28 protein-coding genes and 1 tRNA gene are annotated in these 25,830 nt (G+C 65.6%); 10 read left to right on the top strand and 19 right to left on the bottom strand.

The window, feature by feature from the left end; translation table 11 throughout:
- Nucleotides 1–39 precede the first annotated feature (39 nt).
- The 3 genes from OHQ90_RS14865 to OHQ90_RS14855 form a co-directional block, all read right to left on the bottom strand.
- Nucleotides 40–303, bottom strand: coding sequence for a hypothetical protein (locus OHQ90_RS14865; RefSeq protein ID WP_328410962.1), 264 nt, complete (start codon nucleotides 301–303; stop codon nucleotides 40–42).
- Nucleotides 300–647 (bottom strand): hypothetical protein, encoded by a 348-nt coding sequence (locus tag OHQ90_RS14860; protein ID WP_328410960.1) that lies wholly within the window; start codon nucleotides 645–647, stop codon nucleotides 300–302. Before OHQ90_RS14860 ends, OHQ90_RS14865 begins: the two co-directional genes overlap by 4 nt.
- A gap of 417 nt (nucleotides 648–1,064) precedes the next feature.
- Entirely contained in the window at nucleotides 1,065–1,277 is a 213-nt protein-coding gene (locus OHQ90_RS14855; protein WP_328410959.1) for a helix-turn-helix domain-containing protein, read from the bottom strand.
- A 93-nt stretch (nucleotides 1,278–1,370) separates the two neighbouring features.
- Here OHQ90_RS14855 and OHQ90_RS14850 point away from each other — a divergent pair, with 93 nt between their 5' ends.
- Nucleotides 1,371–2,168: an XRE family transcriptional regulator gene (locus OHQ90_RS14850; RefSeq protein ID WP_328410958.1), complete on the top strand. Its 798-nt coding sequence runs from the start codon at nucleotides 1,371–1,373 to the stop codon at nucleotides 2,166–2,168.
- Nucleotides 2,169–2,172: 4 nt separating this feature from the next.
- Entirely contained in the window at nucleotides 2,173–2,643 is a 471-nt protein-coding gene (locus OHQ90_RS14845; RefSeq protein ID WP_328410957.1) for an NUDIX hydrolase, read from the top strand.
- On the opposite strand, the gene OHQ90_RS14840 is transcribed toward OHQ90_RS14845, so the two are convergent.
- The 3 genes from OHQ90_RS14840 to OHQ90_RS14830 all read right to left on the bottom strand — a co-directional run bounded on the left by OHQ90_RS14840 (nucleotide 2,636) and on the right by OHQ90_RS14830 (nucleotide 4,333).
- Entirely contained in the window at nucleotides 2,636–3,172 is a 537-nt protein-coding gene (locus OHQ90_RS14840) for an HD domain-containing protein (protein WP_328410956.1), read from the bottom strand. The two genes, OHQ90_RS14845 and OHQ90_RS14840, sit on opposite strands and share 8 nt — an antisense overlap.
- Nucleotides 3,173–3,241: 69 nt before the next feature.
- The gene (locus OHQ90_RS14835) at nucleotides 3,242–4,162 is read right to left on the bottom strand and encodes a tyrosine-type recombinase/integrase (RefSeq protein ID WP_328410954.1); all 921 of its coding nucleotides are present in this window, start codon (nucleotides 4,160–4,162) and stop codon (nucleotides 3,242–3,244) included.
- 97 nt (nucleotides 4,163–4,259) lie between these two features.
- Nucleotides 4,260–4,333 (bottom strand) — tRNA-Ile (locus OHQ90_RS14830).
- 120 nt (nucleotides 4,334–4,453) lie between these two features.
- Here OHQ90_RS14830 and OHQ90_RS14825 point away from each other — a divergent pair.
- Entirely contained in the window at nucleotides 4,454–4,885 is a 432-nt protein-coding gene (locus OHQ90_RS14825) for a nitroreductase family deazaflavin-dependent oxidoreductase (protein WP_328410952.1), read from the top strand.
- A 6-nt stretch (nucleotides 4,886–4,891) separates the two neighbouring features.
- Here OHQ90_RS14825 and OHQ90_RS14820 read toward each other — a convergent pair whose 3' ends face one another.
- Both OHQ90_RS14820 and OHQ90_RS14815 read right to left on the bottom strand, forming a co-directional pair.
- Nucleotides 4,892–5,041, bottom strand: coding sequence for a hypothetical protein (locus tag OHQ90_RS14820; protein ID WP_328410951.1), 150 nt, complete (start codon nucleotides 5,039–5,041; stop codon nucleotides 4,892–4,894).
- A 217-nt stretch (nucleotides 5,042–5,258) separates the two neighbouring features.
- A complete protein-coding gene (locus tag OHQ90_RS14815; RefSeq protein ID WP_328410949.1) occupies nucleotides 5,259–6,299 on the bottom strand; it encodes a zinc-binding dehydrogenase in 1,041 nt (346 codons plus the stop codon).
- A gap of 695 nt (nucleotides 6,300–6,994) precedes the next feature.
- Between OHQ90_RS14815 and OHQ90_RS14810 the strand changes: the two genes are divergently transcribed.
- Nucleotides 6,995–7,522 carry a glycine-rich domain-containing protein gene (locus OHQ90_RS14810; RefSeq protein WP_328410947.1) on the top strand — a complete coding sequence of 176 codons (528 nt, stop codon included), beginning with the start codon at nucleotides 6,995–6,997 and terminating at the stop codon, nucleotides 7,520–7,522.
- 3 nt (nucleotides 7,523–7,525) lie between these two features.
- Here the strand turns inward: OHQ90_RS14810 and OHQ90_RS14805 are convergent, their stop codons facing one another.
- The 3 genes from OHQ90_RS14805 to OHQ90_RS14795 all read right to left on the bottom strand — a co-directional run bounded on the left by OHQ90_RS14805 (nucleotide 7,526) and on the right by OHQ90_RS14795 (nucleotide 11,505).
- A complete protein-coding gene (locus OHQ90_RS14805) occupies nucleotides 7,526–9,301 on the bottom strand; it encodes an SDR family oxidoreductase (RefSeq protein ID WP_328410945.1) in 1,776 nt (591 codons plus the stop codon).
- Nucleotides 9,302–9,431: 130 nt separating this feature from the next.
- A complete protein-coding gene (locus tag OHQ90_RS14800; RefSeq protein ID WP_442941465.1) occupies nucleotides 9,432–10,529 on the bottom strand; it encodes a PDR/VanB family oxidoreductase in 1,098 nt (365 codons plus the stop codon).
- A 73-nt stretch (nucleotides 10,530–10,602) separates the two neighbouring features.
- Nucleotides 10,603–11,505 (bottom strand): metal-dependent hydrolase, encoded by a 903-nt coding sequence (locus OHQ90_RS14795; protein ID WP_328410942.1) that lies wholly within the window; start codon nucleotides 11,503–11,505, stop codon nucleotides 10,603–10,605.
- A gap of 224 nt (nucleotides 11,506–11,729) precedes the next feature.
- On the opposite strand from OHQ90_RS14795, the gene OHQ90_RS14790 reads away from it, so the two are divergent.
- On the top strand, nucleotides 11,730–13,127 hold the full coding sequence (locus OHQ90_RS14790; protein ID WP_328410941.1) for a WS/DGAT/MGAT family O-acyltransferase: 1,398 nt from the start codon (nucleotides 11,730–11,732) through the stop codon (nucleotides 13,125–13,127).
- Between the two features lie 186 nt (nucleotides 13,128–13,313).
- Here the strand turns inward: OHQ90_RS14790 and OHQ90_RS14785 are convergent, their stop codons facing one another.
- Both OHQ90_RS14785 and OHQ90_RS14780 read right to left on the bottom strand, forming a co-directional pair.
- A complete protein-coding gene (locus tag OHQ90_RS14785) occupies nucleotides 13,314–14,249 on the bottom strand; it encodes an alpha/beta fold hydrolase (protein WP_328410940.1) in 936 nt (311 codons plus the stop codon).
- A 99-nt stretch (nucleotides 14,250–14,348) separates the two neighbouring features.
- On the bottom strand, nucleotides 14,349–14,807 hold the full coding sequence (locus OHQ90_RS14780; protein WP_328410939.1) for a MaoC family dehydratase: 459 nt from the start codon (nucleotides 14,805–14,807) through the stop codon (nucleotides 14,349–14,351).
- Nucleotides 14,808–14,962: 155 nt separating this feature from the next.
- Here OHQ90_RS14780 and OHQ90_RS14775 point away from each other — a divergent pair, with 155 nt between their 5' ends.
- The 5 genes from OHQ90_RS14775 (at nucleotide 14,963) to OHQ90_RS14755 (ending at nucleotide 18,703) form a co-directional block, all read left to right on the top strand.
- Complete coding sequence (locus tag OHQ90_RS14775) at nucleotides 14,963–15,703, top strand: glucose 1-dehydrogenase (RefSeq protein WP_328410938.1); 741 nt, start codon at nucleotides 14,963–14,965, stop codon at nucleotides 15,701–15,703.
- Nucleotides 15,704–15,843: 140 nt separating this feature from the next.
- Nucleotides 15,844–16,155, top strand: coding sequence for a hypothetical protein (locus tag OHQ90_RS14770; protein WP_442941398.1), 312 nt, complete (start codon nucleotides 15,844–15,846; stop codon nucleotides 16,153–16,155).
- A gap of 108 nt (nucleotides 16,156–16,263) precedes the next feature.
- Nucleotides 16,264–16,899, top strand: a complete 636-nt coding sequence (locus OHQ90_RS14765) for an MspA family porin (RefSeq protein ID WP_328410936.1) — start codon at nucleotides 16,264–16,266, stop codon at nucleotides 16,897–16,899.
- A complete protein-coding gene (locus tag OHQ90_RS14760; protein WP_328410934.1) occupies nucleotides 16,890–17,219 on the top strand; it encodes a hypothetical protein in 330 nt (109 codons plus the stop codon). Before OHQ90_RS14765 ends, OHQ90_RS14760 begins: the two co-directional genes overlap by 10 nt.
- A gap of 125 nt (nucleotides 17,220–17,344) precedes the next feature.
- Nucleotides 17,345–18,703, top strand: coding sequence for a DUF2252 domain-containing protein (locus OHQ90_RS14755; RefSeq protein ID WP_328410933.1), 1,359 nt, complete (start codon nucleotides 17,345–17,347; stop codon nucleotides 18,701–18,703).
- 8 nt (nucleotides 18,704–18,711) lie between these two features.
- Here the strand turns inward: OHQ90_RS14755 and OHQ90_RS14750 are convergent, their stop codons facing one another.
- The 6 genes from OHQ90_RS14750 to OHQ90_RS14725 form a co-directional block, all read right to left on the bottom strand.
- A complete protein-coding gene (locus OHQ90_RS14750) occupies nucleotides 18,712–19,392 on the bottom strand; it encodes a TetR/AcrR family transcriptional regulator (RefSeq protein WP_328410931.1) in 681 nt (226 codons plus the stop codon).
- Nucleotides 19,389–21,644, bottom strand: coding sequence for an MMPL family transporter (locus OHQ90_RS14745; RefSeq protein ID WP_328410930.1), 2,256 nt, complete (start codon nucleotides 21,642–21,644; stop codon nucleotides 19,389–19,391). The genes OHQ90_RS14750 and OHQ90_RS14745 overlap by 4 nt, the downstream gene beginning before the upstream one ends.
- 106 nt (nucleotides 21,645–21,750) lie before the next feature.
- Complete coding sequence (locus OHQ90_RS14740) at nucleotides 21,751–22,824, bottom strand: hypothetical protein (protein ID WP_328410929.1); 1,074 nt, start codon at nucleotides 22,822–22,824, stop codon at nucleotides 21,751–21,753.
- A gap of 316 nt (nucleotides 22,825–23,140) precedes the next feature.
- Nucleotides 23,141–23,704 (bottom strand): YbhB/YbcL family Raf kinase inhibitor-like protein, encoded by a 564-nt coding sequence (locus OHQ90_RS14735; RefSeq protein ID WP_328410928.1) that lies wholly within the window; start codon nucleotides 23,702–23,704, stop codon nucleotides 23,141–23,143.
- Nucleotides 23,701–24,606: an alpha/beta fold hydrolase gene (locus tag OHQ90_RS14730; RefSeq protein WP_328410926.1), complete on the bottom strand. Its 906-nt coding sequence runs from the start codon at nucleotides 24,604–24,606 to the stop codon at nucleotides 23,701–23,703. Before OHQ90_RS14730 ends, OHQ90_RS14735 begins: the two co-directional genes overlap by 4 nt.
- On the bottom strand, nucleotides 24,603–25,439 hold the full coding sequence (locus OHQ90_RS14725; RefSeq protein ID WP_328410924.1) for an SDR family oxidoreductase: 837 nt from the start codon (nucleotides 25,437–25,439) through the stop codon (nucleotides 24,603–24,605). Before OHQ90_RS14725 ends, OHQ90_RS14730 begins: the two co-directional genes overlap by 4 nt.
- Between the last annotated feature and the right edge of the window lie 391 nt (nucleotides 25,440–25,830).

The raw sequence follows: 25,830 nt of genomic DNA, 5'->3' as shown, positions 1-25,830 counted from the left end.
GGTCCGGTAGATCCCGGGTACGCGCGTCCTTCGGCCCGATCATCGCGCCACCCACTCAGTCGGCGCGGTCGGCGCCACACGAACCGGGTGCACGCAATCGGTCCGGTGCACCTCGTCGGCGCGGCAGATACTCGGTGACGGCTGGTAGCTCTGCTGATCGACCAAGGCGACACCGCATCCGACTAACGCGACCAGCAAACCCAGCACCAGCAGTGCGAGCTGCACTTGAGTGGGCAATGCCTGGAACAGCCGGGAGCCTGCGCGAGCGGCCGCAGCGTCCGTTCTGGCGACAGGGCCGATCACAGCGGCCGCCTCCGCCCAGTGCCGTCCAACTCACGGTCCGGCTGCGGGTACTCCTGGAGCTTCTCCGCCTCCTCCCGCGCCATCACCGCCCACTCCACCGGCCATTTCATGTCCCGGGCGGCGTAGCGGAGACGGTCGACTGTGCTCTTGACGTTGACGCTGCCGAATTCCCTATGCGCCCACGACGGGCCCGGCTTGTCGTAACGATCGGCGTAGGCCTCCAGCGACTTGTAGCGGGCCTGCAACGCGATGGTCCGCGCCTGCAACAGCTGCTGCTCACGGATGATCGCGTCCAACTCATCCAGCAGATCGGCCGGATCATGCTGCGGCTCATTGATGCTCATCGCCGCACACCCCACTTGCGAGTCGACCGGAACAGGGCGACTACACCGAGCAGCATCAATATGACGCCGACGACGGACGGCGCGGTCAACGCCACGAGCCCAACCGATACAGCAGCGACAATGAATCCGGCAGTCCGGGCGCGCATTACGCTGCACCACCCTTGTGTCGGTTCTGGCAACGCCGACGGCGAGACTGCGCAGACTTCAGCGCCAGTCGAGTGAAGTGCGCCTTGCGGGCCTGATTTGCGCGATATGCACGCTCCTCAGGGCTGAGCAGGCCATCGGGGTCCACCAGCCGGTCAAACTTGGTCAGCAGAGCGTCGCGCGCCTTCTCGGTCCGAGCAGCACGGTCCGGGGTCTTTACCCACGACTCGTGGGCAGCCAGACGCGCCTTTAGGCTCCTCTCAACCGGGGTGCTCATGCCGCACCACCGTCGGCAACGACCGCAGTCGGCTCGATCAGTGCGAGCACCTGGTCGCGCTTTACTCGCAGCAGATGTCCGTTGACGCGGAAGCCCTCGAGATCACCTGTTGCGATCCAGTTCCGGATCGTCTTGGTGTTGACGTCGACCATCGCTGCGGCCACCTTGAGGCTGATCAGGTTTCGGGCCTCGATAGAAGTTCTGTCCATGAAGTCGACGCTCCTTCAAAAGTGGGAAATTCCTTGCTATTCACCACTTTTCGCGAAATCAGGAATCCATAGCACCCCATGGGTAGACGCGCTGTGGACGTCTGCGGTACCGTTAAGTCGTCCCTAGACGTCCCTCAATTGGGAGGCGAGATGGCGAACGAACGCCTTCGCAACGCGCTGCAGCAAGCAGGTCTCGATATCGCGACCGTCGCCACCGAAGTTGGAGTCGAGGCCAAGACCGTCGAACGCTGGATCACCAAAGCGCGCACGCCGTACCCGCGGCATCGGCATGCCATCGCCGCGCTCGTCAAGGAGACTGAGAACTATCTGTGGCCTGACGCCCTGGCGCCCGAGAGGAAAGCTGAAGTCGCCCAATCAGAGGTGCTGAAGGTCTATCCGCACCGCAGTTCGATTCCGAGCGATCTATGGAAGCGCCTGCTGGCGAGCGCATCGGAACGCCTCGACGTGCTGGTCCTGGCCGGACTTTTTCTCGCCGAGGAACCCGAATTCACCCGAGCCGTTCGCAAGAAGACCCAGCAGGGGCTGAGGGTACGACTCCTGTTCGGTCGCCCGGAAGCACCCGAGGCATGTAAGCGAAGCGCTGAGGAACGCCTCGCCGAAGGCACTGTTCCTGCACGCATCAACAACGCTCTGGCGCTGGTCGAACCGCTCGGTGATATCGACGGCGTCGAGCTGCGATACCACGACACCACTCTGTACAACTCGGTGTTCCGCTTCGATGACGAGATGATCGTCAACATGCATGCGTACGGTTTGCCCGGGGCGTACGCCCCGGCGATGCACCTGCGTCAACTACCGGCAGGCGATCTCTTCGAGACCTACATGAATAGTTTCGAACACGTCTGGCTGAACGCAACGGCCGAAAGGTGAGTGGATGAGTCGCGTCGACTACTTCAATGACCCGGACGCGCCGGGAGCCAACAGCATCAAAGTGGCCGTCAGCGCATTCGTCCGAGATCACGACGGCCGGATATTGATGATCCGGCGTACGGATAACGACAAGTACTCGATACCCGGCGGTGGGCTCGATGCGGGCGAAACTGTAACCGCGGCTGTCGTTCGCGAGGTTCGCGAGGAAACGGGAATAGATGTCGAGGTCTCCGGGCTGGTCGGAATCTTCTCGAACCCGGACCATGTCATCGCCTACGACGACGGCGAAGTCCGACAGGAATTCTCGATCTGTTTTCGCGCCGATCCCGTCGGCGGCACCCTTCGCACCAGCTCGGAGTCAAAAGAGGTTCTGTGGATCGCCGCGCAGGACATCCCGGCACTGGACATTCACCCGTCGATTGCCCTTCGAATCGAACGCGGACTCCAACAGACAGACGGCCCGTTCTTCACCTAGCCGCTTGTCGCAACGACTCGATGCGAGCGACTGCTTCCAGCAGCTCCGGCGCGGCCTCGGTGACCGACCGAGTGACGACATGGTCAGGTCCATACCGCTCACACACCTCGGACAGACGTTGGTGAACGTCAGTCGTGTCACCTGTCGGCGTTGTGGTCATGTCGGCCCACCACAGGGCGTCCCGCAACACGGTGCGTTCGTCCGGCCAGGGAAGCGACACGGACCGGCGGTGCGCTTCGACATGCGCGCAGGAATGGTTAGCGACCAGGGCACATAGCCGATGTGACGCGCCTTGAGCCTCCAGAAACTCCGCACCGTCGACCGGATGGAACCCTATGGCGGCGATTCCCTGCCCGTACCCGATGTCGTGCAGCCAGGCCGCTGCGACGAGCAATTCCGGGTCGTCGACCGCATCAGCAACCCGCTCCGACTGCCGGACGACGCCCTCAACATGCTTGAGCCGACGAGGCAGCGCCCCAAGCTGCTCGCGGGCGATCTGCTCGGCCCATGCGACGAGATCGTCAGTCATGACATTCACGTTATCGCCCATCCACGACGGCGTGCACGAGGGTGCAGTCAGCCGTGGTCAGGTCCGTTCCTACAGCTTGTCGCCGAGTCGCGCACGGCGGTGCGCAGACTTGGCTCGCTCATCTGCCACAGACTTGCCGTAGCGGTCGAGCATCTGCCGCGAGCGCCATCCAGCCAGCATCATCAGGTCCTGCTCTTGACCGCCGTTAGCGAGCCAGTTGTGAGCGAACCAGTGCCGAAGCATATGCGGGTGAATGTGCTCGATCCCGGCCGCTTGGGCACGGCGTTCCAGCATCTGCCGGATGCCGTGATCGGTCATCGGCCCTTGCCGGCCGAGCCACAATCGCTCGCTCTTCTTCGCGAACGGATGTTGACCGCGGGCACGCAGATAGCGCCGCAGAGCGATCCGCGTTTTGTCGCCGAACGGCGACGACCTCGGTCGACCGCCCTTCCCGACTACCAGCGCGGTGTCCTCCTCGAAATCGAGATCGTCGACAGCGAGGTTCGCGACTTCGCCGCAGCGACAGCCCGTGTCGGCAAACAGGCGGATGATCGCGTTGTCCCGGCGCGACACAAAATCCGTGCCAGCGCACTCCTCGAGCAGCTTTCGCAGCGCCTCGACAGTCGGCACCGGAACTAGCTTGTCCGGCGCGTCCGGCAGGCTCAGTTTGATGAAGGGGTCGACATCGATGATCTCTTCAACCGCAAGGTATTTGAAGAACTGCTGAAGACTCCGGTACTGGCTGCGTGCGTACTGCGGAGAGAGCGGTTCCCCGGTCCGCCGATTCGTCCCGGCCAGCAGCGTCTCGATGTATCCACCGATGTGATCACGAGTGATGTCGGGTGCCTCCGTAGAGAGGGACTTGGAGATCAGATAATCGGCGAAGTAGCCGATGTGGACGAGGTACACATCGATCGTCTTCTTGGCCCGGTTCTTCCGCCTCAGTTCGGTCGCGAAGTCGTCTTTCACGTCCAGCGAAGCGCTCCCCATCCCGCGATGGTACTCCCATAATCTATTCGTGGAAGAGCGCTGTTCTAGATCGAAACCTCTCCAGAAAAACAAAAACCCGCTGGTCAGCGGGTGTTTGTGGGGCGGGTGGGGCTCGAACCCACGACCAATGGATTATGAGTCCACGGCTCTAACCGACTGAGCTACCGCCCCTCTTCTGCGGGTGTCCCGCAGGCGTGGGGGATGCTACCGGGTGCGGCGTGGCTTGCACCAGTCGGATACCCAGGAGTGGTTAGGGTGGGGCGTCAACACCACCATTTGGAGGGTCGGGCCGTGGCGAGTGTGTTCGAGAATGTGCTGAAGGTTCATCAGTGGGTTTATGAGAACAGTGGCGGGGTGGTGGGGCATCGGGTGTTGTTCGGGAATCCGACCTTGTTGTTGCGGACGGTGGGGCGCAGGACGGGGCAGGAGCGGACGTCGGCGCTGACGTACGGGCGGGACGGGGATGACTATCTGGTGACCGCGTCGAATGGTGGGTCGCCGCGGCCACCGGGGTGGTTGGCGAATCTGAAGGCGAAGCCGGAGTGCGAAATCCAGGTCGGGCGACGGAAGATGAAGGTTGTTGCACGGCCGACGTTGCCGGATGATCCGGATTATGCGCGGCGGTGGGAGATCGTGGACAAGGTGAATCAGGGGCGGTACACCGCGTATCAGAAGTTGACCAAGCGGCCGATCGCGGTGGTGGTGCTGACCCCGGTCGGCTGAGCGCCCTCAGTCGTCCTCGCTGTCATCCCAGTCTTCGTCGGAATCGCCGCTATCCCAACGACCATCGTCCTCCGGTGGCCTGCTGGCGAACTGCACGACCGCGGTCGCGAGGACCAGCACCGCGACGACAACGACAACGACAATCAGAGTTTGCACGCAGGCACATTAGCGCCTGGTCGGTACGTCTGCAGCCAGTCTGACGACCAGTTGTCCACTGCCGCAGCTACTTTGCGAGTCTGCCTGTCAGCTCACACAGTGAAATACCGCCGTCCGCTGTGCGATGTACCAGCCGACGATCCGAACCAGCCTGCCCTTGTAAAGACCCGGGTCTGGAGCACAGACCAGCGGTCGCCCAGGCTCCGCCGGTCTCAGCTCACACCGTCAGCAAGGTGCGCCCCACCGTGGCGCGAGAGGCGATTGCGGCGTGCGCACGATCGGCCTCCTCCAATGGAAAGGTCTGGCCGATAACCACTTCCACGTTGCCCGCCACCACCGCGGACTGGGCGCGCTGTGCCAGCGCGTGCCAATCGGTGCTGTCACCGGTGATGTCGAACAGCCCGAGCGCGCTGATGCCGCGGGCTGCGGCATCGGCCTGATCCAGCTCGGCGAATCCACCTGCGGCAGCGCCATATCCGATAAATCGACCACCATCGGCGGCAGCTTGGACGGCGGCCCCACCCAAAGCGCCACCCGCACCGTCCAATACGACGTTCGCACCAGTACCACCGGTCGCGGCACGAGCGGCAGCCTGCCAATCGGGCTCGGAGTAATCGACGACGACCTCCGCACCGAGCCGAGTGGCCAATTCCAGCTTCGCGGCACCGCGCGCCGCGGCGATCACGTGTGCGCCTGCGGCGCGGGCGAATTGGATCAGCAGGGTGCCCAAACCGCCACCCGCCGCGGTGATCAACACCCACTCCCCCGGCTTGATCTCTGCCCTGTCGAATACCGCGAGGGCCGACTTGCCGTCGTGGGCCAGCGCGACCGCCTGCAGCACGCTCAGGCCGTCGGCTACGGCGACCAGAGTGTCCGCCTTGGCGAGTGCCTTTTCGGCGTATCCCCCGATCGGCCGCCCACCGCCGATGCCACTGGCCACGGTGGCCGTGGCAACCCGCTTCCCGAGCCAGGATTCCTCGACGCCCGCACCGACCGCCGAGACCACCCCGCCGATGGCGCCGCCCGGCACATATGGCGGTTCCAGCTCGAAGAATTCGGTGCCCCAACCGCTACGCAACTGTGTGTCGAGGAACATCACGTCGGCGGCCGAGACGTCGACGACCACCTCACCCGGCCCGGCCACCGGTTCCGGCACCTCACGCACCGCGAGTACTTCCGGTCCACCGAATTCTGTTGCCTGCACGGCCCGCATGACATCCTCCATCGTTTCTTGCTCGATCGGTTCGTGAACGAGCATGAAACCTGAAGCACTGTTCAGGTCAAGCCGACGACTGCCGATTACTCTTCGAGCAGAATCACCCGACGGCGGGGTCGACACCGGCCACGACTCCGAGCCGCTCGCTGCTGCCACGCTTCTCGGTTGCCGAGGGTGCGCGTCGAGCGTCGCACGGACGCGCCGTCACGCCGACGCTGAACTGTCAGGCCGCAGCAGTTCCGGCCGCCGCCGGAATCGGTCAGGAACCGCCGCCACAGCTGCTGCCCCCGCCCCCGCAACTGCTGCCGCCGCCGCAGCTACTTCCACCGCCGCCGCAGCTACTTCCACCGCTACAGCTGCTGCCGCCACTACAACTACTTCCGCCACCGCAGCTCCCGCCGGAATCACTGCCACCGCCCGAGCCCCCGGCCATCCACGGCGAACCACGCCCGGGACGCCGGCGGCGCGGTGGCGGCGTACTGGACGCCTTGACGATTACCAGGATGACGACCGCGATTATGCCGCCGACCCCAGCCACCAAAACAAACAAAACGACGAGCGCGAGGCCGATCGACGACACCATACGGAAATGGTATCGGCCCGCACCGTCCACGTGCACGGATCGGAGCCCGATTATTTCACCGGCGAGCAGCGGTTGTTCGCTGTCCGGCCAATGGTTCCACACCACCAAGATCGCGGCGGAATACGAAAGAGCCGTACAGTGAATTGTGGTCCTCTTGCGCCTCCGAAACCGACTACGGCGTCGAATCGATCTCCACGAAGTCGACAGCACCGTGGCCGCGCTCGAATTGCCCGAGGCCGTCTTCAAGACCAGCCCGTGGCAGCCACGCGACCTGGTGGAAACCGGCCTGCGGCAGTGGTTGCGCTGCTGTGGTGCCGCGATGCGCGACGGCCAGGTGATCGGAATGCCGTCGCACGCCGTCGACGAGGCATGGCACGGGTTCATTCTCTGCACCGAGCGCTACGCCGCGTTCTGCGCTACCGCCTACGGGCGGTTTCTGCACCACTATCCGGACGGCGTTGGGCCACCGGAGAATTCGCCGAAGAAGTCCTCGCACGGCACGATGGCGGAACAACTCGGACGCACCGTGGTCGCGTGGTCCATGGTCGCCGCGCCCGGCGAAACCTGCGTGCTCTGGGACCTCGACACCAAGGTCGGCGTCGACCATCCGTGGGGCATCGACGCCCGGCGAGTCGCGGCTATCGAAGCCGAACTCGGCCGAGCGTCGGAGTCATCCGGATGAGACTCAGGTGAGCTTCACCCGCGCGGCTACGAACCGGACGATCGCCGGAGCGAACTTGTTGAACTGGTACTGCAACCGCGCCTCCGGAGTGACCGGGACGATGCTGCGGTCGCGTTCCACGGCCCGCACGATCTGCTCGGCGACCTTCTCCGGCCCGTAGCGCCGCATCCGGTAGAGCTTGTCGTACTGCTCCTGCTTGCGCTTCTCCTCATCGGCGCTGACACCCGAGAAGGTCGTGGTGGCAACGATATTGGTGTGTACGACGCCTGGGCAGATGGTGTGCACGGAGATATTGTTCGCGGCCAACTCCGCGCGCAGGCAGTCGGAGAACATGAACACCGCCGACTTGCTCGTGGAGTACGCGCTGAACCCCTGCTGCGGGCTGTAGGCGGCCATGCTGGACAGGTTGACGATGTGCCCGCCGAGCCCACGCTCGGCCATGGCGGAGCCGAAGGCGCGGCAGCCGTTGACCACACCGCCCAGATTGATCCGCAGCACACGATCGAATTCCGCCGACGGGGTGTCGAAGAAGCCGCCCGCCTGGCCGATTCCGGCATTGTTGATCAGGATGTCCGGCACACCGTGCACCGCGAGCACGGCCGCCGCATGTGCCGTCATGTCCGACTCGTTCGACACGTCCAGCTCATAGGCGTGCGCAACGCCGTGTTCGGCGCCGATCAGCTCCGCGGTTTCCTTGGCGGCCACCAGGTTGATGTCCGACAGCACGATCTCGGCGCCGAGCCGGGCGAAGGCGAGCGCGGTCTCGCGGCCGATGCCGCTGCCGCCGCCGGTGATCACAACCAGCTGGTCCTCGAAGGGCCGCTTGCTGCGGCCGACCTCGGCGCGACGCAGCCCGCGCGGCACCGATCCGCCGTTGAGCGTATCGATGAGCTCGGTGGTCGCGGTGGCGAGCAACTCGGGGTGCGAGAACGGCATCCAGTGCCCGGCCGGGATATCGCGCCGCCACAGCCGCGAGGTCCATTTGGGCTCGTCGTCGAAGCCCGCCGGCCGGACGGCGACATCACGACCTGCGACGATCAGCTGCACCGGGACCTCGGTATGCCGCTCGCGCGGGGCGAGCATGCGCTGCACGATATTGGCCCGGTAGATGAGCAGACCATCGACGATGTCCTTGCGGAAGGTCGGTCCGAGCGTGATGTTCGAGGTCGGGGTCTCGTTCATGATCGAGACCACCCGCTGCCACCGCCGCTCGGTGCCGAGCAACCCGAAGGTCGCCCGCGGCAGTCCCGGTGTCATGAAGAAGAACGTGTACGCCGAGGAGAGCAGCTGACTGAACGGCTGCCAGATATTGCGCGGCGTCGGCCGGGAAAGCCTGTCGCGCATCCACTTTCCGATGTGATCGAGGTTGGGACCCGACACCGAGGTGAAGGATGCGACCCACTCGGCCGCCTGCGGCTCACAGACCGCCTCCCACACCTGCACCGAACCCCAGTCGTGCGCGAGCACATGTACCGGCCGGTCGGGGCTGACCCCGTCGGCGACCGCGAAGAAGTCGGTCGCGAGGGCGTCCAGCCGGTAGTCCTCGGTGCGCCGGGTGCGGGTGGATCGACCGTGACCGCGGGTGTCGTAGGTGACGACGTGGAACCGTCCGGCGAGCAACGGCACGACCGCGTCCCAGAGATGATGGGTGTCCGGCCAACCATGCACGAGGACAATGGTTTCCGCGCTCGGATCGCCGTATTCGTATACCGCGATGTCGAATTCGCCGCTGCGGACGATGCGCTCGGTGACCGCCGAGCCGATGTCGGTCGTCGTCATTGCCGTGTCTCCTTGTTCCCCGGTTTCGTGCTCATGACCGCGCCGTGCGGGCGCTCGGATCCGTTGTGCCCAGCGGCGTGCTGTCGGCGGTCGGCCGGTCGCTCGTGGCCGCTGTGGCGCGGGTGCGCGCTCATAGGTCGAGCACCAATCGCCCGCCCTGCGACCGCGAGACGCAGACGAGCATGTCGCCCGCCGCGTGATCGGCCGCGGTCAGCACGGTTTCGCGATGATCGGGCGCACCGGAGAGCACCCGAACCTTGCAGGTTCGGCAGAAGCCCTGGCGGCACGAGTAGGGCCGGTCCGGACGGCTCTCCAGGATGGTGTCGAGCGCGGACCGGTCCGCAGCCACCTCGACGACCTCACCGGTAGCGGCGAATTCGATTTCGAAGGGTTGACCGTCCATGATCGGTGGCGGTGCGAATCGTTCGGAATGCAACTCCACGCCCGGCATTTCGCGCACCGCGTCGGTGACGACGGTGATCATCGGCACCGGGCCGCAACAGTACACGGCGGTGTCGGCGTCGACGCCCGCCAATAGCGTTGCGGCAGTGGGCAACCCGTGGTTGTCGTCGGTGCGGATGGTGACACGATCACCGAATGTCTCGATCTCGTCGAGGAACGGGATGGTGTCACGGTTGCGGCCGGTGTACACCATCGACCAGTCGATGCCGAGCCGCATTGCCAGTCGTGCCATCGGCAGGATCGGCGTGATCCCGATGCCGCCCGCAATGAAATGCAGGCGGGCGGCAGATGATCCGTGGCCGGGCACCGCGAACGGAAACGCGTTGCGCGGCCCGCGCACCATGATGCGAGAGCCGACCGGCAGCTCGTCGTGCACCTCGATCGATCCACCGCCACCATTCGGAATACGGCGTACCGCAACCCGATAGGCACGGGTATCGGCCGGATCACCGCACAGTGAGTACTGGCGCAACCGCCCCGAGGGCAGTTCCAGATCCAGGTGCGCGCCGGGACGCCACGGCGGAAGTTCGCGACCGTCCGGCGCTTCCAATCGCAGGCTCACCACGTCCTGATCGTGCGCCTCGATCCGTCGGCCGGTCAGTATCAGCGCCAGACGGCGGTCGTCGATCCGCGGCGCGAGATCTTTGCGGTTGATCAGCGTGCTCCAACGCAGCCGCGCGGAGGCGACCACGTCGAGCACTCGAACTGCCCGGTCGCGATCGCGCTTGCCGAACAGGTCCGCCGGCAGTTGTCCCGGGGCAGGCAAGTAGCTCACAACGCCGCCCGACTCGTGCTCGCCGCCACCGTTTCGTGACGCCCGGCAACCATGTTCCGCTCGCTCACGAGGCGATCGCACGGGCGGCGGGAGACTTGGCCAGATAGGCCACCGCTTGCGCGGTAGATCCGACCGATTCCGGGTTGTAGCCCGGCTTGAAGGTCGTCAACGCGCTCCACAGCAGTGACGGCACACCAGGCAGCGCGCCTCGCCACATCGATCCGAAGACACGTGTGATCAACCGTGGGTAGCCGAGGTCGGGCAGCGCCGGATCCTGATACACCATGAATTTGGTCCCGCGCACCACCAGGGTGATGAAGATCGGGAACACCATCATCATCACGGCCGCACGCCGAAGGTAGCCCGCGTGGAAGTAGACCGCTACGTCGTGCGCGACATGCCGGTGTTCTACCTCTTCGGCACCATGCCAGCGGAAGAGATCCGCGACGCGCGGGTCGGCCTCGAACCTCTCCAGATCAGCATTGAGCACCCAGTCACCGAGGTAGGCGAAGAAGTGTTCCAAACACGCGATGACCGCGAGTCGTTCCACCATCACCTGACGCTGCGCGATACCCGCTACATCCTTCGGCCCCAGCGTCTTGCGGAACAGGAACTCGGCCTGGCGCACATACGGCCCGGGGTCGATGCCGTTGGCGGCGAGCACCTCGTGCAGCACCTTGTCGTGCGTTTCCGCGTGCATCGACTCCTGGCCGATGAAGCCCAACATGGCCTCGCGCAGCTTCTCGTCTTTCACGAATGGCAGCGCCTCGGTGTACGCGGCACAGAACATGCGCTCGCCCTCGGGCAGTAGCAGATTCAGCGCGTTGATCAGATGCGACGCGATCGGCTCGGCCGGCATCCAGTGCAGTGGCGTGTCGGCCCAGTCGAATTGCACATTGCGGGCATGCAGCGCGACCTCACCCGGATCGATGTCCAGCCGCCGCTCAGCCCGGCGAAGTAGCTTCATCGGTACTCCTTTTCCGCACGAGCCACACCGCTTCGTTGCACACCTTCCTGCGTGGCTGTAGCAACGATCATACACATACATGGAACCACGGGTAACACACAATGCGTGCCGGATATACCGCGCCCACCGGCCGTATCGACCGACGTGACAATAGAGACCTCCACTGTGACTCACCTCCCTCCCGTTACCCAGAACGCTAGAACGCGTTCTAGTAGGGTTTTGCTATGGAGCGACTAACCGGATTGGATGCCAGCTTCCTGTACCTCGAGACCGGGACCCAGCACCTGCACGTCTGTGCACTGCTGATCCTCGATCCCACCGCAGGGGGCACGCACTACTCGTTCGACACATTCAAAGCCGAACTCGGCAGACGATTACCGTTGGTCCCGCAGATGCGACGGCGCGTGCACGAGGTGCCTTTCAATCTCGACCATCCGGTCTGGGTGGAGGACCCGGATTTCGACCTGGACTACCACATTCGACGCATCGGCATTCCGAGCCCCGGCGGGCGCGAACAGCTGGCCGAACTAGTCGGCGATATCGCGAGCAGGCCGATGGATCGCAACCGTCCGCTGTGGCAGATGAACGTGGTCGAGGGCTTCGCGGGCGACAAGATCGCGGTGATCTGCAAGTACCACCACGCAGCCGTGGACGGCATCACCGGAACCAACATGATGATGCACCTGTGCGATCTGGAACCCGGGGCAACGCGACCCGAACCGACCGAGCAATGGCAACCGGAGCCGAAGCCGAACGATTGGAAGCTGGCCGCCGAAGGGCTGATCAATTTTCCGAACAAGGCGGGCCTGGTCGGCATGGTGCCGAAGACTCTCGGCATGGTGGCCGGATTCGTACAGCGACGCCGAGAGAACAAGGCGGGCATGGCTTTACCGCTGACTGCACCGCGGACACCGTTCAATCGGGCGATCACCCCACATCGAGCAGTCGCGTTCACCGAGACGAAACTCGATGCCATCAAGGAGATCAAGACCGCCTTCGGGGTCAAGGTCAACGACGTGGTGCTGACCATCGTCGCCGGAGTGCTGCGCACCTATCTGGAGAAGCACGACGAACTGCCCGACCGCTCGCTGATCGCCTCGGTGCCGGTCTCGACGCACGAAGACTCCCGCCACGACGCGGGCATCAACAAGGTCTCGACGCTGTTCTCGCGCCTCGGCACCGATATCGCCGATCCGGTGGAGCGCCTGCGGCAGGTGGCCGAGTTCAATCGCGGCGCCAAGGAGGAGTACCAGCTCATCGGCGCCGATTTCCTGCAGGACTGGTCGAAGTACGCCCCGCCGAACACTTTTCAGCTCGCCGCCCGCGTCTACTCGTCGCTGAAGTTGGCCGAACACCATCCTGTGGTGCACAACCTGGTGGTCTCCAATGTGCCGGGCCCGCCGATGCCGCTGTATTTCCTCGGCGTCCGCGTGGACGGCATGTATCCGTTCGGTCCGGTCTTCCACGGCGCCGGGCTCACGGTCACTGTGCTGTCCAACAACGATGATCTGGATTTCGGCTTCATCGCCTGCAAGGAACTGGTGCCCGACGTCGCGACGCTCGCGGACGCCGTACCCGACGTAGTCGACGAATTACTCGCCGCGGCACGCACCTTGCGCTGATCCACCACCGCCCTGTTCGCCATCGCCGCCGAACAGGGTCTGCCAACCAGGCTCACCGGGCATCGACGCCCGAGCCAGCCGGCGACACCTCTCCCCGCGCCCGGCAGGTTGTAGCCCGCCGCCCGGCGCGAAATCGCCTTCCCGAAGCCCGCGCGAGACCGATAGCCGTGCGCGGCCGGTGCGCAATCACTCCCCTGTCGCAGCCTTGCTCGAGGTCACTCGGGCGGCAACCGCGGCGCACGCGTCGAGTAGTACCGGCACGAAGCGGTCGGCCGCCAGCACGCACGACGCGTGGCCGCCCTTGACCAAATGAATGGTCGCACCGGGAATCATGGTTGCCATCTCCAGCTGGCGATAGACGGGAATCGCCCGGTCCCGGGTCGTGATGACAACAGCTGTCGGCATTTTCAGGCCGGCGAGCCACGGGGTCGAATCGAATCGACCGACCTCCGCGATGACCTGCGCAAGCGCCCATCCGCTCGTGCTGCGGAATTCCGCCAGCGCCCACCGTTCGAGTTTGCCGGGCGGCCAGGTGTGATCCGGCAGTTCCGGCAGCCGTTCGTGATACAGCTCGGCCCGCTGAAAGGCATAGGGGCCGAACGCATCCGCGAGTGCACCGAAGGTTTGATGAAACGCTCGCTCGCGCAACTTCTCCTGGAACCGATACGGCGTCGCACACAACACCAGACCGCTCACTCGATCCGGATGACGGTGCGCGGCAAGCAATCCGACGACTCCGCCGAGGGAGTATCCCGCGCAGATGGCGCGTTGCACACCCACTGCGTCGAGCACCGCGACGACATCGTCGGCGCAGTCCTGGACCGAGAACCGCGGCGAGCGAATGCCGCGGCCGTGCCAGCGCTGGTCGAACACGATCACCCGGAACCGCTCGGCGAGCGCGTCGAGCGCGGGAAACCAGGTGAGGTATCCGGTGCAGGCCGTCGCGTGCAACAACACCAGCGTCGGCGCACCCGCAGGCCCCGGTATGTCGACCACGTAGGTCCGCCCGCGCCCCGGCAAGTCCACCAATCGCCCACCCGGCACCTCGGCGATATCGGGCACCCGAGTGCGCCGCCCGAACCGTCGCATCGCCATCGCCGCATCGCGGTTCGGGTTCGACATCGGGAGCCTCCTTCCGCACGGTTCACCGAACAGAATTAGAACGCGTTCCATATCGATGATGCCACAGGACCGCGCAGTGCTCCCGACGGAATCTCGGCTTCAGTCCAGGGCGCGGACGATGTATTCGGCGACGCATGCGGGCTTGTCGCCGCCCTCGCGTTCGATCGTCACCCGCACGACGGCCTGCAGACCGCCACGAACCTCCTCGACACTCACAATCCGGGCGCTGCCGCGGATGCGCGACCCCGCGGGCACCGGCGACGGGAACCGCACGGTGTTCAGGCCATAGTTGAGTCGGGCCGCGGCGTCGGTGACGACCATCAAGTCGGCCATGATCGGCGGGAGCAGCGACAGCGTGAGATAACCGTGGGCAACGGTCGTCCCGAACGGGCCGGTCGCGGCACGCTCGGGATCGACGTGGATCCATTGCCGGTCCTCGGTCGCCTCGGCGAACGCGTCGATGCGGTCCTGGCCGATCTCGATCCAGCGGCTCACGCCAAGCTCGGCACCCGCGGCTTTCCGCAGCGATTCCATGGTGAAAGAGGTGGGCTCGCTCATACGCCGCACCCTACGTTCCACCCGGAGTATCCGCCCGAGACACTGCGCGAGCGGCCGTCGGTAGGCTCGTCGACGCAGCGCGATCGACACATTTCTGCAACGCGTTCCAGTAGGTTGACGGTGTTCGGCAACAGACGAGAAACGGAGGTGCCGCGATGGCGCGGTTGACCGGCAAGGTGGCATTGATCAGTGGCGGGGCGCGCGGCATGGGCGCCGCGCACGCCAAGGCGCTGGTGGCCGAGGACGCGCGCGTGGTGTTGGGCGATCTCCTCGACGACGAAGGCGCCGCGCTGGCCAAGGAACTCGGCGACAACGCCGCCTATGTTCACCTCGATGTCCGCGAGCCGCAGCAGTGGCGCGACGCGGTCTCCGCAGCGGTCGACCGATTCGGCTCACTGAACGTTCTGGTGAACAATGCGGGCATCGTCAACGGCAACCTGCTGGTCGACTTCGAACTGTCCGAATGGCAGCGGATCGTCGACATCAATCTCACCGGCACCTTCCTCGGTATGCAGGCCGCCACCCCCGCCATGATCGAGGCGGGCGGTGGCTCGATGATCAATATCTCCTCCGTGGAGGGCATGCGCGGCAGCCCCGGCCTGCACGGCTACACCGCGACCAAGTTCGCCGTCCGCGGCCTGACCAAGTCCACCGCACTCGAATTGGCGCAGTATGGAATTCGAGTCAACTCGGTGCATCCCGGCCTGATCCGCACCCCGATGACCGAGGGCATTCCCGCCGACTTCCTGCAGATCCCGATGGGCCGCGCCGCCGAACCCGCCGAGGTCTCCGCACTGGTGACCTTCCTGGCCAGCGACGAGTCCTCGTATTCGACGGGCGCCGAATTCGTCATCGACGGCGGCCTCACCGTCGGCGTCCCGCACAAGACCTTCTGAGCACCTGCGGCGCTGCCGCGCGTGAAAGCCGCTCGCCAGAGCGGCGATAACCGGTAGCGCCGCCAGAGCGATGCATGCGGTGGCGTTGCCCCATTTGCTTGATCGGCGAGGCCGACGATCCAGGCAATCCGGGCTCGGCAGTGCAACTCTACGATTCGCCACCGGAGTGGGGCGGCAACGTCCGAGTGCTGCTCGTGGTGAACGGCTCGGTCGAGCGCGATGGCAGCGCGGCGGGCGGCAATCCCCATGCACTGGTCGCCGACCACCGGACGTGCCGGTGGACCACCACCATTCGGGATACCACCCGCTTGGCAATCGGCATGCTCGAGGCATCGGAGTTCGCCTACCTCATCCATCCCGAACATGGCGCGAGCGCAAATGCACCGGGGCGCTATGTAATCCGCCGCCAACGCGAATACGGACGTGCCCAGCACTACTTGGTTGCCGACTGACCGTCAAACCAGCCATTACCCAGCAATGGGGGGCATTCGTCCGATGCCGCGCTGCGGGGTCGAGCCCGTACTATAGCGCCGGACTGTGACTAGCGTTAAGGATTTTCATTGAAGGGCTCGACCATAGCGATGCTGAGCGTCGCTGCGGTGGCGACATTCGGCATGACTGCCGCCACCGCCACCGCGGATCAACTAGCGGACAAATCCCGCTCCATCAGCACCGAAGACGGCTGGGATCTGCAGGTCAGCAAGACTGCGGAAGACGTTCAACACGTCCCCAATCTGGCAGCGACGCCTTTTACCCGTGAGGGTTTCGTCAGCTTGTCGGCAGCCGCTGACATCAGCGGCGAAGGCCGGGCTGCGGTGAATTCGGGGACGGTGCAGCTGGGATACCAGATCGGGTGCCAGGCCGATGTGACCAATGGTCTGTCGCTCGGACTGTCGGCCGCGATCGGCCCGAACGCGATGGTGACCATCGTCCCGCAACCCGGCCTCGCGGTCGGCGGCAGCGCACTCGTGCTGCCGAATATGTCGGCGACGATCAAGCCGGGCACCATCAGCAGCATCACGCTCGGCACGAAAACGCTTGCCGGAGCACATGGTTCGATCTCGGTCGACCAGGTACAGATCAAGATCGATGCGTGTGCCGGTGCGGTCAGCCTGCGCTCGTTCGCGATCGTCTCGATATCCACGGCGACGGCCGACAATTCGGTCGCGGTCTACGGTGACCCGATATGGCTGTGATTCGATCGAGCGGGTGGCGCTCGTGGATCGTGCCTGCGGGGGCATCGGTCACGCTTGTTTTCGCCGCGGCGACCGCCGCTGCCGAACCGATCGTTCCGATCGGTCCGGCGGCGTGCAGCGAAAGTCAGGCCACCGCATGCGAAAACGCCGGTCCGCCGCCCGCGCGCGGCCCGGCGCCCCAAGCACCGCCATTGCCGTTACACATGCTCGCACCCCCGCCCGCGAAGCCCGCGCCGAGCGGGAATACACCGGCCGGCGCCCTGGTTCCCCCCGCACCGGGTCCCGGTGGCAGCACACCGATCGTCCCCGCCCAGCAGTGAGCAGGCTCTGACACAGGTCACGCTGCGCCGTGCGTGTCCGGCGGTCCGGGCAGGCACGGGGCTGCGACGCGCCAGCTGATTGCCGGATGGTTGTCGTAGCCGGACCGGCGGGCAAGACTGAGCGGATGGCGGACCACACCATCGCGATGACCGCGCAGGCCGCTGTGGACATGGGCCGTGCGGCCCGGCAGCGGGTCCCCCGTTCCGCGCTCGGCAGCTGGGCGGCTGCCCCGGACCGCGCCGACCCGATTTCGGTGCTCGAGCGACAGGCTGCCACCCGGGTGCCAGAGCTCGTCCCCCTCCGCTACGCCCGGATGGCGGCGGCACAGTTCCCATTCCTGCGCGGCGCGCCGGCGGTCATGGCCGCCGACCTCGCCGGCTCGCCGAATACCGGGCTGACCGTGCAACTCTGCGGTGACGCGCACCTGTCCAATTTCGGGCTGTTCGCCTCGCCGGAACGCTCGCTCGTGTTCGACCTCAACGATTTCGACGAAACCCTGCCCGGCCCCTTCGAGTGGGACGTCAAACGGCTCGTCGCGAGCATCGCGGTGGCCGTGCGCGGCAACGGCGGCGACGACGCGGACGCGCGCCGGTCGGCCGAGGCCGCCGCCCGCTCCTATCGCGAGTCCATGAATCACCTGTCCGGTCTCGACGAGCTGAGCGTCTGGTATGAGCAGGTCGACGCCGAACAGGTGGCGGCGCTGGTGACCAAACCCACGCACCGCAAGGGCGTCGAGAAGGCACTCGCTCAGGCCAAGTCCAATACCAGCCTGCAGGCACTCGGCAAGCTGACCGAGGCCGGTACCTACGGCATGCCGCGTATCCGAAACCGCCCACCGCTGCTCACACCGATCACGCAGGTGGACTCGCTCGCGCTCGATCAGGTGTTGGCCGACTACAGCCGGACGCTCGCCGAAGAACGCCGGGTGCTGCTGGAACGGCACCGCGTGCTGGACATCGCACGCAAAGTGGTCGGGGTGGGCAGCGTCGGCACCCGCTGCTTCATCGTGCTGTTGGCCGGCCGCCAGACCGGCCATCCGTTGTTCCTTCAGGTGAAGGAGGCCCAGGCATCGGTGCTCGCACCGCACACCACACCCAGCAAGTTCCGCCACCATGGACACCGAGTCGTCAACGGACAGCGGCTGATCCAGGCCGCGAGCGATATCTTCCTCGGCTGGGCCACCGGATCCGACGAACGCCACTACTACTTGCGGCAGCTACGGGATATGAAGGGCTCCGCGGTGATCGAGGACATGTCCCGCACAACGTTGCGCCAGTACTCGGCATTGTGCGGGCTCGCCCTGGCCCGTGCCCACGCCCGCTCCGGCGAGCGCATTGCCATCGCCGCCTATCTCGGCGCCGGAGACGCCTTCGACCGTGCCATGGGTGAATTCGCCCTCGCCTATGCCGACCAGACGATCGCCGACCATCGAGCCCTCGTTGCGGCGATCACGTCGGGGCGGGTGCCTGCGGCCGTCGACTGACCGCGCGCTCAGCGGTGTTGTCGCTGTTCGATCACCCACCGGCTGAGGTCTTCCGGTGTCGCGTCGTCGCCGAGCACGTTATCGATCACGACGCGACCGGCGCAGGCCGCGCGCATCACTCGATCCGCGACGGCTTCCAGATCACCCCACGGCAGATACGGTTTGGCAATCAGCAGCGAGGCGATGCCGTGCGCGCTCGCCCACAGTTCCAGTACCACGGGGATGGGGTCGGCCGGTTCGAACAATCCGGCGGCCATGCACTCGCTCACCGCGGCGGCGAAATGCGTGAAGGCGCCGCTGCCGAGCACCTGATCGACCGCACCTGCGGTCTGACCGGGGGTGGTGGCCAGCCGGTATTGCTCGGGGTGTTCGATGGCGAACCGGACGTAGGCCAGACCCTGTTGACGCAGGCGTTCCATCGGCGAGGCCGCGGGGTCGCCTACGGCGCGCATCACCGTCTCCAGGTCCTCGAAGACCTGCGCGACCACCGCCTCGATGAGCTGATCCTTGTCCGCGAAATGCCGGTAGATCGAGGGCGCGCTGACACCGACCATTTTGCTGATTTCACGGATCGACACCGCTTCGACGCTGCCGGTGCGGGCCAGCAATTCCTTGGCGGCACTGAGGATTTCGGCACGCAGCTGCTGTCCGGAGCCGCGGGCCGACCGTTGTCTGCGCGCAAAGGTCATCGGCGACCGGCCAGGGTGTGCTCGTCGGACGCGGGGACGGCGGGCTCTTCGCTCAACCCGATCTTGGCGTGCAGCCGAGCCAACGGAGCCGGCGCCCACCAGTTCGCAGTGCCCAGCAGCCGCATCAGCGCGGGCGCGAGCAGACCGCGGATCAGTGTCGCGTCCGCGAGCACTGTCAAAGTCAGCCCCAGGCCCATCATTTGGATGAACGATACCTTCGAGGTGACCATGGCGGCCATGATGATCGCCATCAACAACGCGGCGGCGGTGAAGATTCGCCCGGTGCGCGCGACGCCGATCGCGACCGCGCGCACGTTGTCGGCGGCGGTGCGTCCCGAAGCCAGCCATTCCTCGCGGATGCGGGATAGCAGGAATACCTCATAGTCCATGGACATACCGAAGGCGAGGCAGAACATCAGGATCGGCATCGTCGGGACCAGATATCCCGTCGGGGAGCTGCCGAGCAGGTTCGACAGGTGCCCGTCCTGGAAGATCCAAACCATCGCGCCGAAGGCCGCTGTCAGCGAAAGTGTATTGAGGGCAAGCGCTTTCAGCGGCAGCAGCACACTTCCGGTGAATAGGAACAAGACGACGAAGGTGGCGAGCACGATCAACGCACCGGCCAGCGGGATCCGGGCGCCCAGTGCGTCGAGCGCGTCGACATTGGTCGCCGCGGCGCCGCCGAAGAGCGCGGGCACCGGACTCGGCACCACGCGCAGCTGCGCCAGTTGGGTCTTGCCCGCCGCGGTGAACGGATCGACCGTCGTTGCGACAGTGAGGAATGCGCCGGTGTTGTTCGACATGGTCGGCGGGCCCGCCGACACCTTCATGCCGCCCGAGTACACACCGACACCGGAGAGCACACCGGCCACGCCCTCCACCTTCGACAATCCGGCGGCATAGTCGCCGAGCGCGGCGGGGCTGCCCTGGTAGCCGTCCAGCACGATGGTGGTGTTCGCGGCCACATCGGCGGCGAAGTCGTCGCGCAGCGCGTCACCGACCTCGCGGCTGGTCGCGGCGGCGTTGGCATTGAGCACCCGATCATCCGGGTAGCCGAATTTCACCGAAAGGAATGGGGACCCGACAGCGAGCAGCAGCACGATGATCGCGATGGCGACCGGTGCGGCATGGCGCATCACCCGGCTCACCGTCCGATACCAGAACGTCTCCTCCAGCGGGACATCGGCGCGTGGGGCTCGACCGAGCAGGCGTCCCAATGGCTTTCGGACATCGGCCGCGTTCACCCGCTCTCCGAGCAGTATCAAGACGGCGGGCAGGATCAGTATCGATGCCGCCGCGGCCGCGACGACGACCGCGACGCCCGCGTAGGCAAAGGATTTCAGGAAGTACAGGTTGAACACACCGAGCGCCGCCACCGACAGCGCGACGGTCAGCGCCGAGTAGAGCACCGTGCGCCCTGCGGTCTGCACCGCACGGACCACGGCCGCTTCCACCTCGAGGCCGTTGGCCAGTTCCTCGCGGTAGCGGCTCACGATGAACAGGCTGTAATCGATGGCGAGAGCGAGTCCGAGTGCGGTCGTCAAGTTCAGCGCGAAGATCGACACGTCGGTGAATACCGTCAGCGTGCGCAGGATCGCCAGCGTGGTGAGGATCGCGAAGATGCCGACGGCCAGCGGCAGCAACGCGGCGACCAGGCTGCCGAAGACGAGCACCAGCACGATGAACGACAGCGGGATCGCGACCCCCTCGGCGACCGCGAGATCGTGGGTGATCTGGGTATTCACATCGTGATAGACGGAGCTGAGGCCGCCCTGATCGACGGTGACGCCGTCGGCGGTCCCGGTGAGCTGCTCGGCGATATCGCCCGCCACCTGCTGGGCCGCGGTCTCGTCGCCGGTGATGTACCCGAGTACCAGTGCGCTCTTGTTGTCCTTGCTGCGCAGCGCGGCGGCGAGCGGTTGTGGCGTGTTCCAGTAGGACTGGACGCCGATCACGTCACCGCGGGCGCGCAGGGAGTCGACCAGCCTGGCACCTGTGGCCCGGGCCGCCGGGCTGTCGGCGCCCGCTTCGGTGCTGACCAGCAGGATGACATTGGGTTGGGCGCCGCCGAAATTGTCGGCGATCAGCTGCGCCACCCGCGTCGATTCGGCATCGCCAGAGGTGAAGCCGCCCGTCTTCATGTGGGAGGTCGCCGAGGCGCCGAACACCCCGCAGAGCACCGCGAGCAGCGCCGCGGCCAGCAGGATGGTGCGCGGGTGCCTGGTGGCCGCGTGCGCGATCCGAACGAGCATGAGCAACTCCCCTTTGTTCGATTGCCCGTGGGTTTAACAGGGTTAGCGTAACGCCGTTAACATAGAACGAACAGAGCCCGTCGGCAACCGTTCAGTGACCCCCGTCTCATTCGGTCCGATATGCCGGAATCGCCCATGCGCCGTCGACCGACTGCCCGGACACCACACCCGTCGGCGTCTCCGCGCCGACCGGCCGGATCAGGCAGGCCAGAAAGCGCGGCAGGCCGCGTGGCAGCCGAATGCAATAGAGCTCGACGCGCAGCCAGTCGCGATCCACGGTCAGCAATCGCACCACTGCGCGCGCGTATTCGATGCGGTGCGCGGCCAGCTCGGCCATGACGGCGAGATAGCATTCCCTATCGTCAGGGTGGATGAGATGTGTTGTGGCCAAATTGAATTCATCGCGATCAGCCGGATCCATACCCTTCGATGCGGGATGGTGCCGCCAGGCGATTGCGGCCAGCGGCGGCGTCAGCCATTCGATGATCTGCATGCTCTCGATATCGATCAATGCGGTGGTGCCGCCGAGCAGGGCGGCGGCCGCGTCATTGTGGTAGGTCGGCAGCACAATGCCCGCCGCCCGTTCCGCCTCCCCCTGCAACAACAGACCACGCAACGCATGCGGTCCGTGGTAGCGGAAGAAGCCGAACACGCGGGTGGTCCGATCCTCTTCGACGGTCAGCATCCGCATCGGGCCCTGCCATTCGACGCCCGGCCGCGGGTCGAGGGCCGCGGTGATCAGCCGGTCTCGTTCCTCACACTCGATGATCCGCGACAGGAACCACGCGCCGTGGAGCAACTCGTGACCGGCGGGAAGCACCGCGCCACCGGAACCGTGACTCATCAAGGTCCACTGCCTGTCGTCCCACACGAACACATCGATGCCCGGCGGATCTACCCGATCAGCGGGCCGTGCACCCGCCCACAGCTGCACGGCCATCGGCTTCCCGTCCGGACCTGCCACCGGCACCGCCAGCACACCATGTAGCTCGCCGCGAATACGAACTTCACGTGCACACTGCTCATTGGACTCGATCGCCTGCGCGAGAGCCGAGTTCGCCAAGACGGCGAGAGAACTCGGCCGGATCGCCCGCAGCAGCGACCGCTCGCGGGCCATGCCCTCCTCCGGCATGTACCGAATTCCCCGATCCGGCTCGGCGACGTCGATCAGATACCACATCCGGCCCACCCCTTCCCGTGCCCCGTCGGGCCGCGCGAACTCTCCTGGCTACGCACCGCCGTACCGGCGGGATCAACGATGTCGAACGGGCAGGCTGTGCCGCCGGAGTGCGAGTCTAGTAGGACCGATGGGTGGCCGGTCGCCGCTTCGTCGGCCACACTCGGTAGTTGTACGCACCCTGACGCCGCTGGCGCATACCTTGTCGTGAGCCGACATTCGATGAGGCACTCGCAGCGGCGACGCACACACACGCTGGCGCATTCCGGACAGACGCGCCGTGCCGCGGCGGTTGCCGTTGCCCGGCACGGCACGTGGTTCAGGCTTGTTCGTAGGTGCCGGTGAGCTGTCCGCGTGCGATGACGTGGCCGCTGATGGCTTTGAGAACTCGCCTTTTCGTCACTCGGTGCCTTGCCAGGTCCACCGTCTTGTCGAGGGCGAAGAGTTGAAAGATGTAGCGGTGGGGACCGTGGCCGCGAATCGGTGCGGGGCCGAGGTAGCCGGTTTTCCCCATCGACGCCTTGCCGATGGTGAACGGTGCCTGCGGACCGTCCGCGGGCACCGACAGTGCACCGGCTTCGATGCCGGAAGTGTCGGTTGCGATGTTGGTGACGACGCAGTGGACGAACGGCCGCGGCAGAGGTGCGTCGGGGTCTTCGACCAGAAGTACGAGTTCCCGTGCACCGGGGGGAATGTTGTCCCAGTTCAGGGGTGGTGAGATGTTGTCGCCCACGCCCGTCCCGGCGTGGCGGCTCGGAATCGGTCCGCCTTCGGAGAATGCGGGGCTGGACACGGTTATTGTCTCGGGCACGTTCGTGGCACTGGGATGGTTCCAGCCAAGTTTTCCGGTGCCGGCACGGAAGCGGTGCAGCAGGTTTGTCATTGTGTTTGCCTCTCTGTCGGGTGGGGGTGGTTTCGCTGCGGTGTGGCCATCTCGATGTGTTCTAGGACCGCGGCGGCGAATTCGTGATGCACGGTGGTGGGCAGCGAGTGCCCCATTCCCCGGATCTCGACAAGCCGCGCGCCGGGGATTCGGCCGGCGAGGTGACGACCGTGTGGCGGCGGGTTTATCGGGTCGCGCATGCCCTGGATCACCAGAGTCGGGACGGCGATTCCGGACAGGTCCGGACCGCGGCCATCGAGTCCGACACGAACTTCGCTGTGCGGGTGCGACTGTCGCGTGTCCCTCCGGCCCGCATGTCTGTGCGAGGTCTGCTCCGCGGCCCGGACCTCTGCCTCGTCGTAGAACTCGCCGGCCAATACCTGCCGAATGTTGTTACCCGGTGTGCTCAGACCGAAGGCCAGCTCGACGAACCCTCGATCGGGTGTGGGCAGCCCGTCTGGTGTCGGCTCGCCGGTCAACGCGCGCTCCCAGTTGCCGAAAAAGTCGACTCCGAGCGCGAAGCAGTTGCTCAGAGTGAGGGTCCGCACCCACGACGCGTGGTCCAGCGCCAGGAGTTGCGCGATCCCGCCGCCCATTCCGAAACCCACGATGTGTGCGGCGCCGACCTCCCAGCCGTCGAGCACCGCGACAGCATCGGCGGCCAAGTCGTCGAAGGTATAGGGGCTTTGGGAGAATTCCCGCCACGTCGATCTGCCGGTGTCTCGGTAGTCGAAGCGGAGTACCCGGTGTCCAGCGGCCACGAAACGCTGCACGAGCGGCTGCGGCCAGCCCGTCGAGGACATCGTGTCCCCCGACAGGAGCAGTAGGGCCGGATCGGTTGGCTCGCCGAGGCTTTCGGTCCACAGTTCAACGTCCTCGACGTGGATCGTTCGGGATGTCACCGGAATTCACCGCCGAAGTGCTCTCGGTGATCGGTGGCCCATTCGGTGAGTGTTCGCGCCGGCCGACCGGTCACCTCCTGGACCGTGGACAGGACCGGCTCCGGGGCTTCTGTGCTGCGAGTCCAGATCTCGAGCAGGAAGTCCTGCACGAACCCCGGTACGGAATCAGCCTGCGCTTGGCGCCAGGCATCCGGTTCGATCTCCTCGAAGTCGAGTTGCCGCCCGAGAGCGGCGCCGATCGCCGCCAACTGTTCGGGTTTGGTGAGGGTCTGGGGACCCGAGAGTGGATAGATCTTGCCCGCGTGCCCGTCGTGCAGGAGAGCGGCCGCCGCCACCGCGGCGACATCCGCTTCGTGGATCGGGGTCTGTGACGCGTCCGCATACGGCTCGCGGACAACGCCTGTCCGGCGGATGGCCTCGCCCCAGCCGAGCAGGTTCGAGGCAAACATCCCCGGCCTGACGTGGGTCCATTCCAGGCCCGTCGACTCCACCGCGTGCTCGACCCGCAGATGGTGGTGCTCACCTGCGAGCTCGCGGTCGGCCAAGATGGAGGTCAGGGTGACTATCCGGCTTACCCCGCAGCGCTGCGCCAGTCGGGCCACCGCGACGGCGGTTGCCGGGCGGGACAACAGAAACAGGCTCTCCGCGCCGGTGAACGCCCGGGTCAACGAGTCGGGCTCGTCCAGGTCGGCGCCGACGATCTCGGCCGGCGCGGCCGACGCGGCCCCCATCGGGTTTCGAGTGACCGCGCGTACCGCCCGGCCGGCGTCGATCAACTGCTGGACGACATGTCGGCCGACCGCTCCGGTCGCACCCGTCACCACGACTGTCATTCGATTACATCCTCTGATTCGGTAGCCGGAAATAGGCAGCACGAAACCCGCTCGGATAAGGGATCGGGCCGCCGGATCGACGGTACACCGAGAGTGGCCGGACAACCAATATCTTCGAGAACCTTGACAATTCCTCCGACTTTTGTTCTCTGCCATTCATCGAGGTCACGATACTTTTTTTGCATTATGGAGAGAATGGCACGCCTTTCGGATTGAAATATAAGAGACAACAAATCTCGGGCATGACCGCCGAAAACGAAATCTGTTGTTTCTCGAGTCGTTTCCTGATATCGAAATGCAAACTTTTCGGCGCGATGGATGAGTTGATATCAATACTTCGATGACCGGTAAAGCCTGCACGCAGGCCAGAAACCTCGCAAGTGGATCCGGG

The sequence above is a fragment of the Nocardia sp. NBC_00403 genome (assembly GCF_036046055.1).
Lineage (GTDB): Bacteria > Actinomycetota > Actinomycetes > Mycobacteriales > Mycobacteriaceae > Nocardia.
This window is presented reverse-complemented; position numbering and strand designations above follow the sequence as displayed.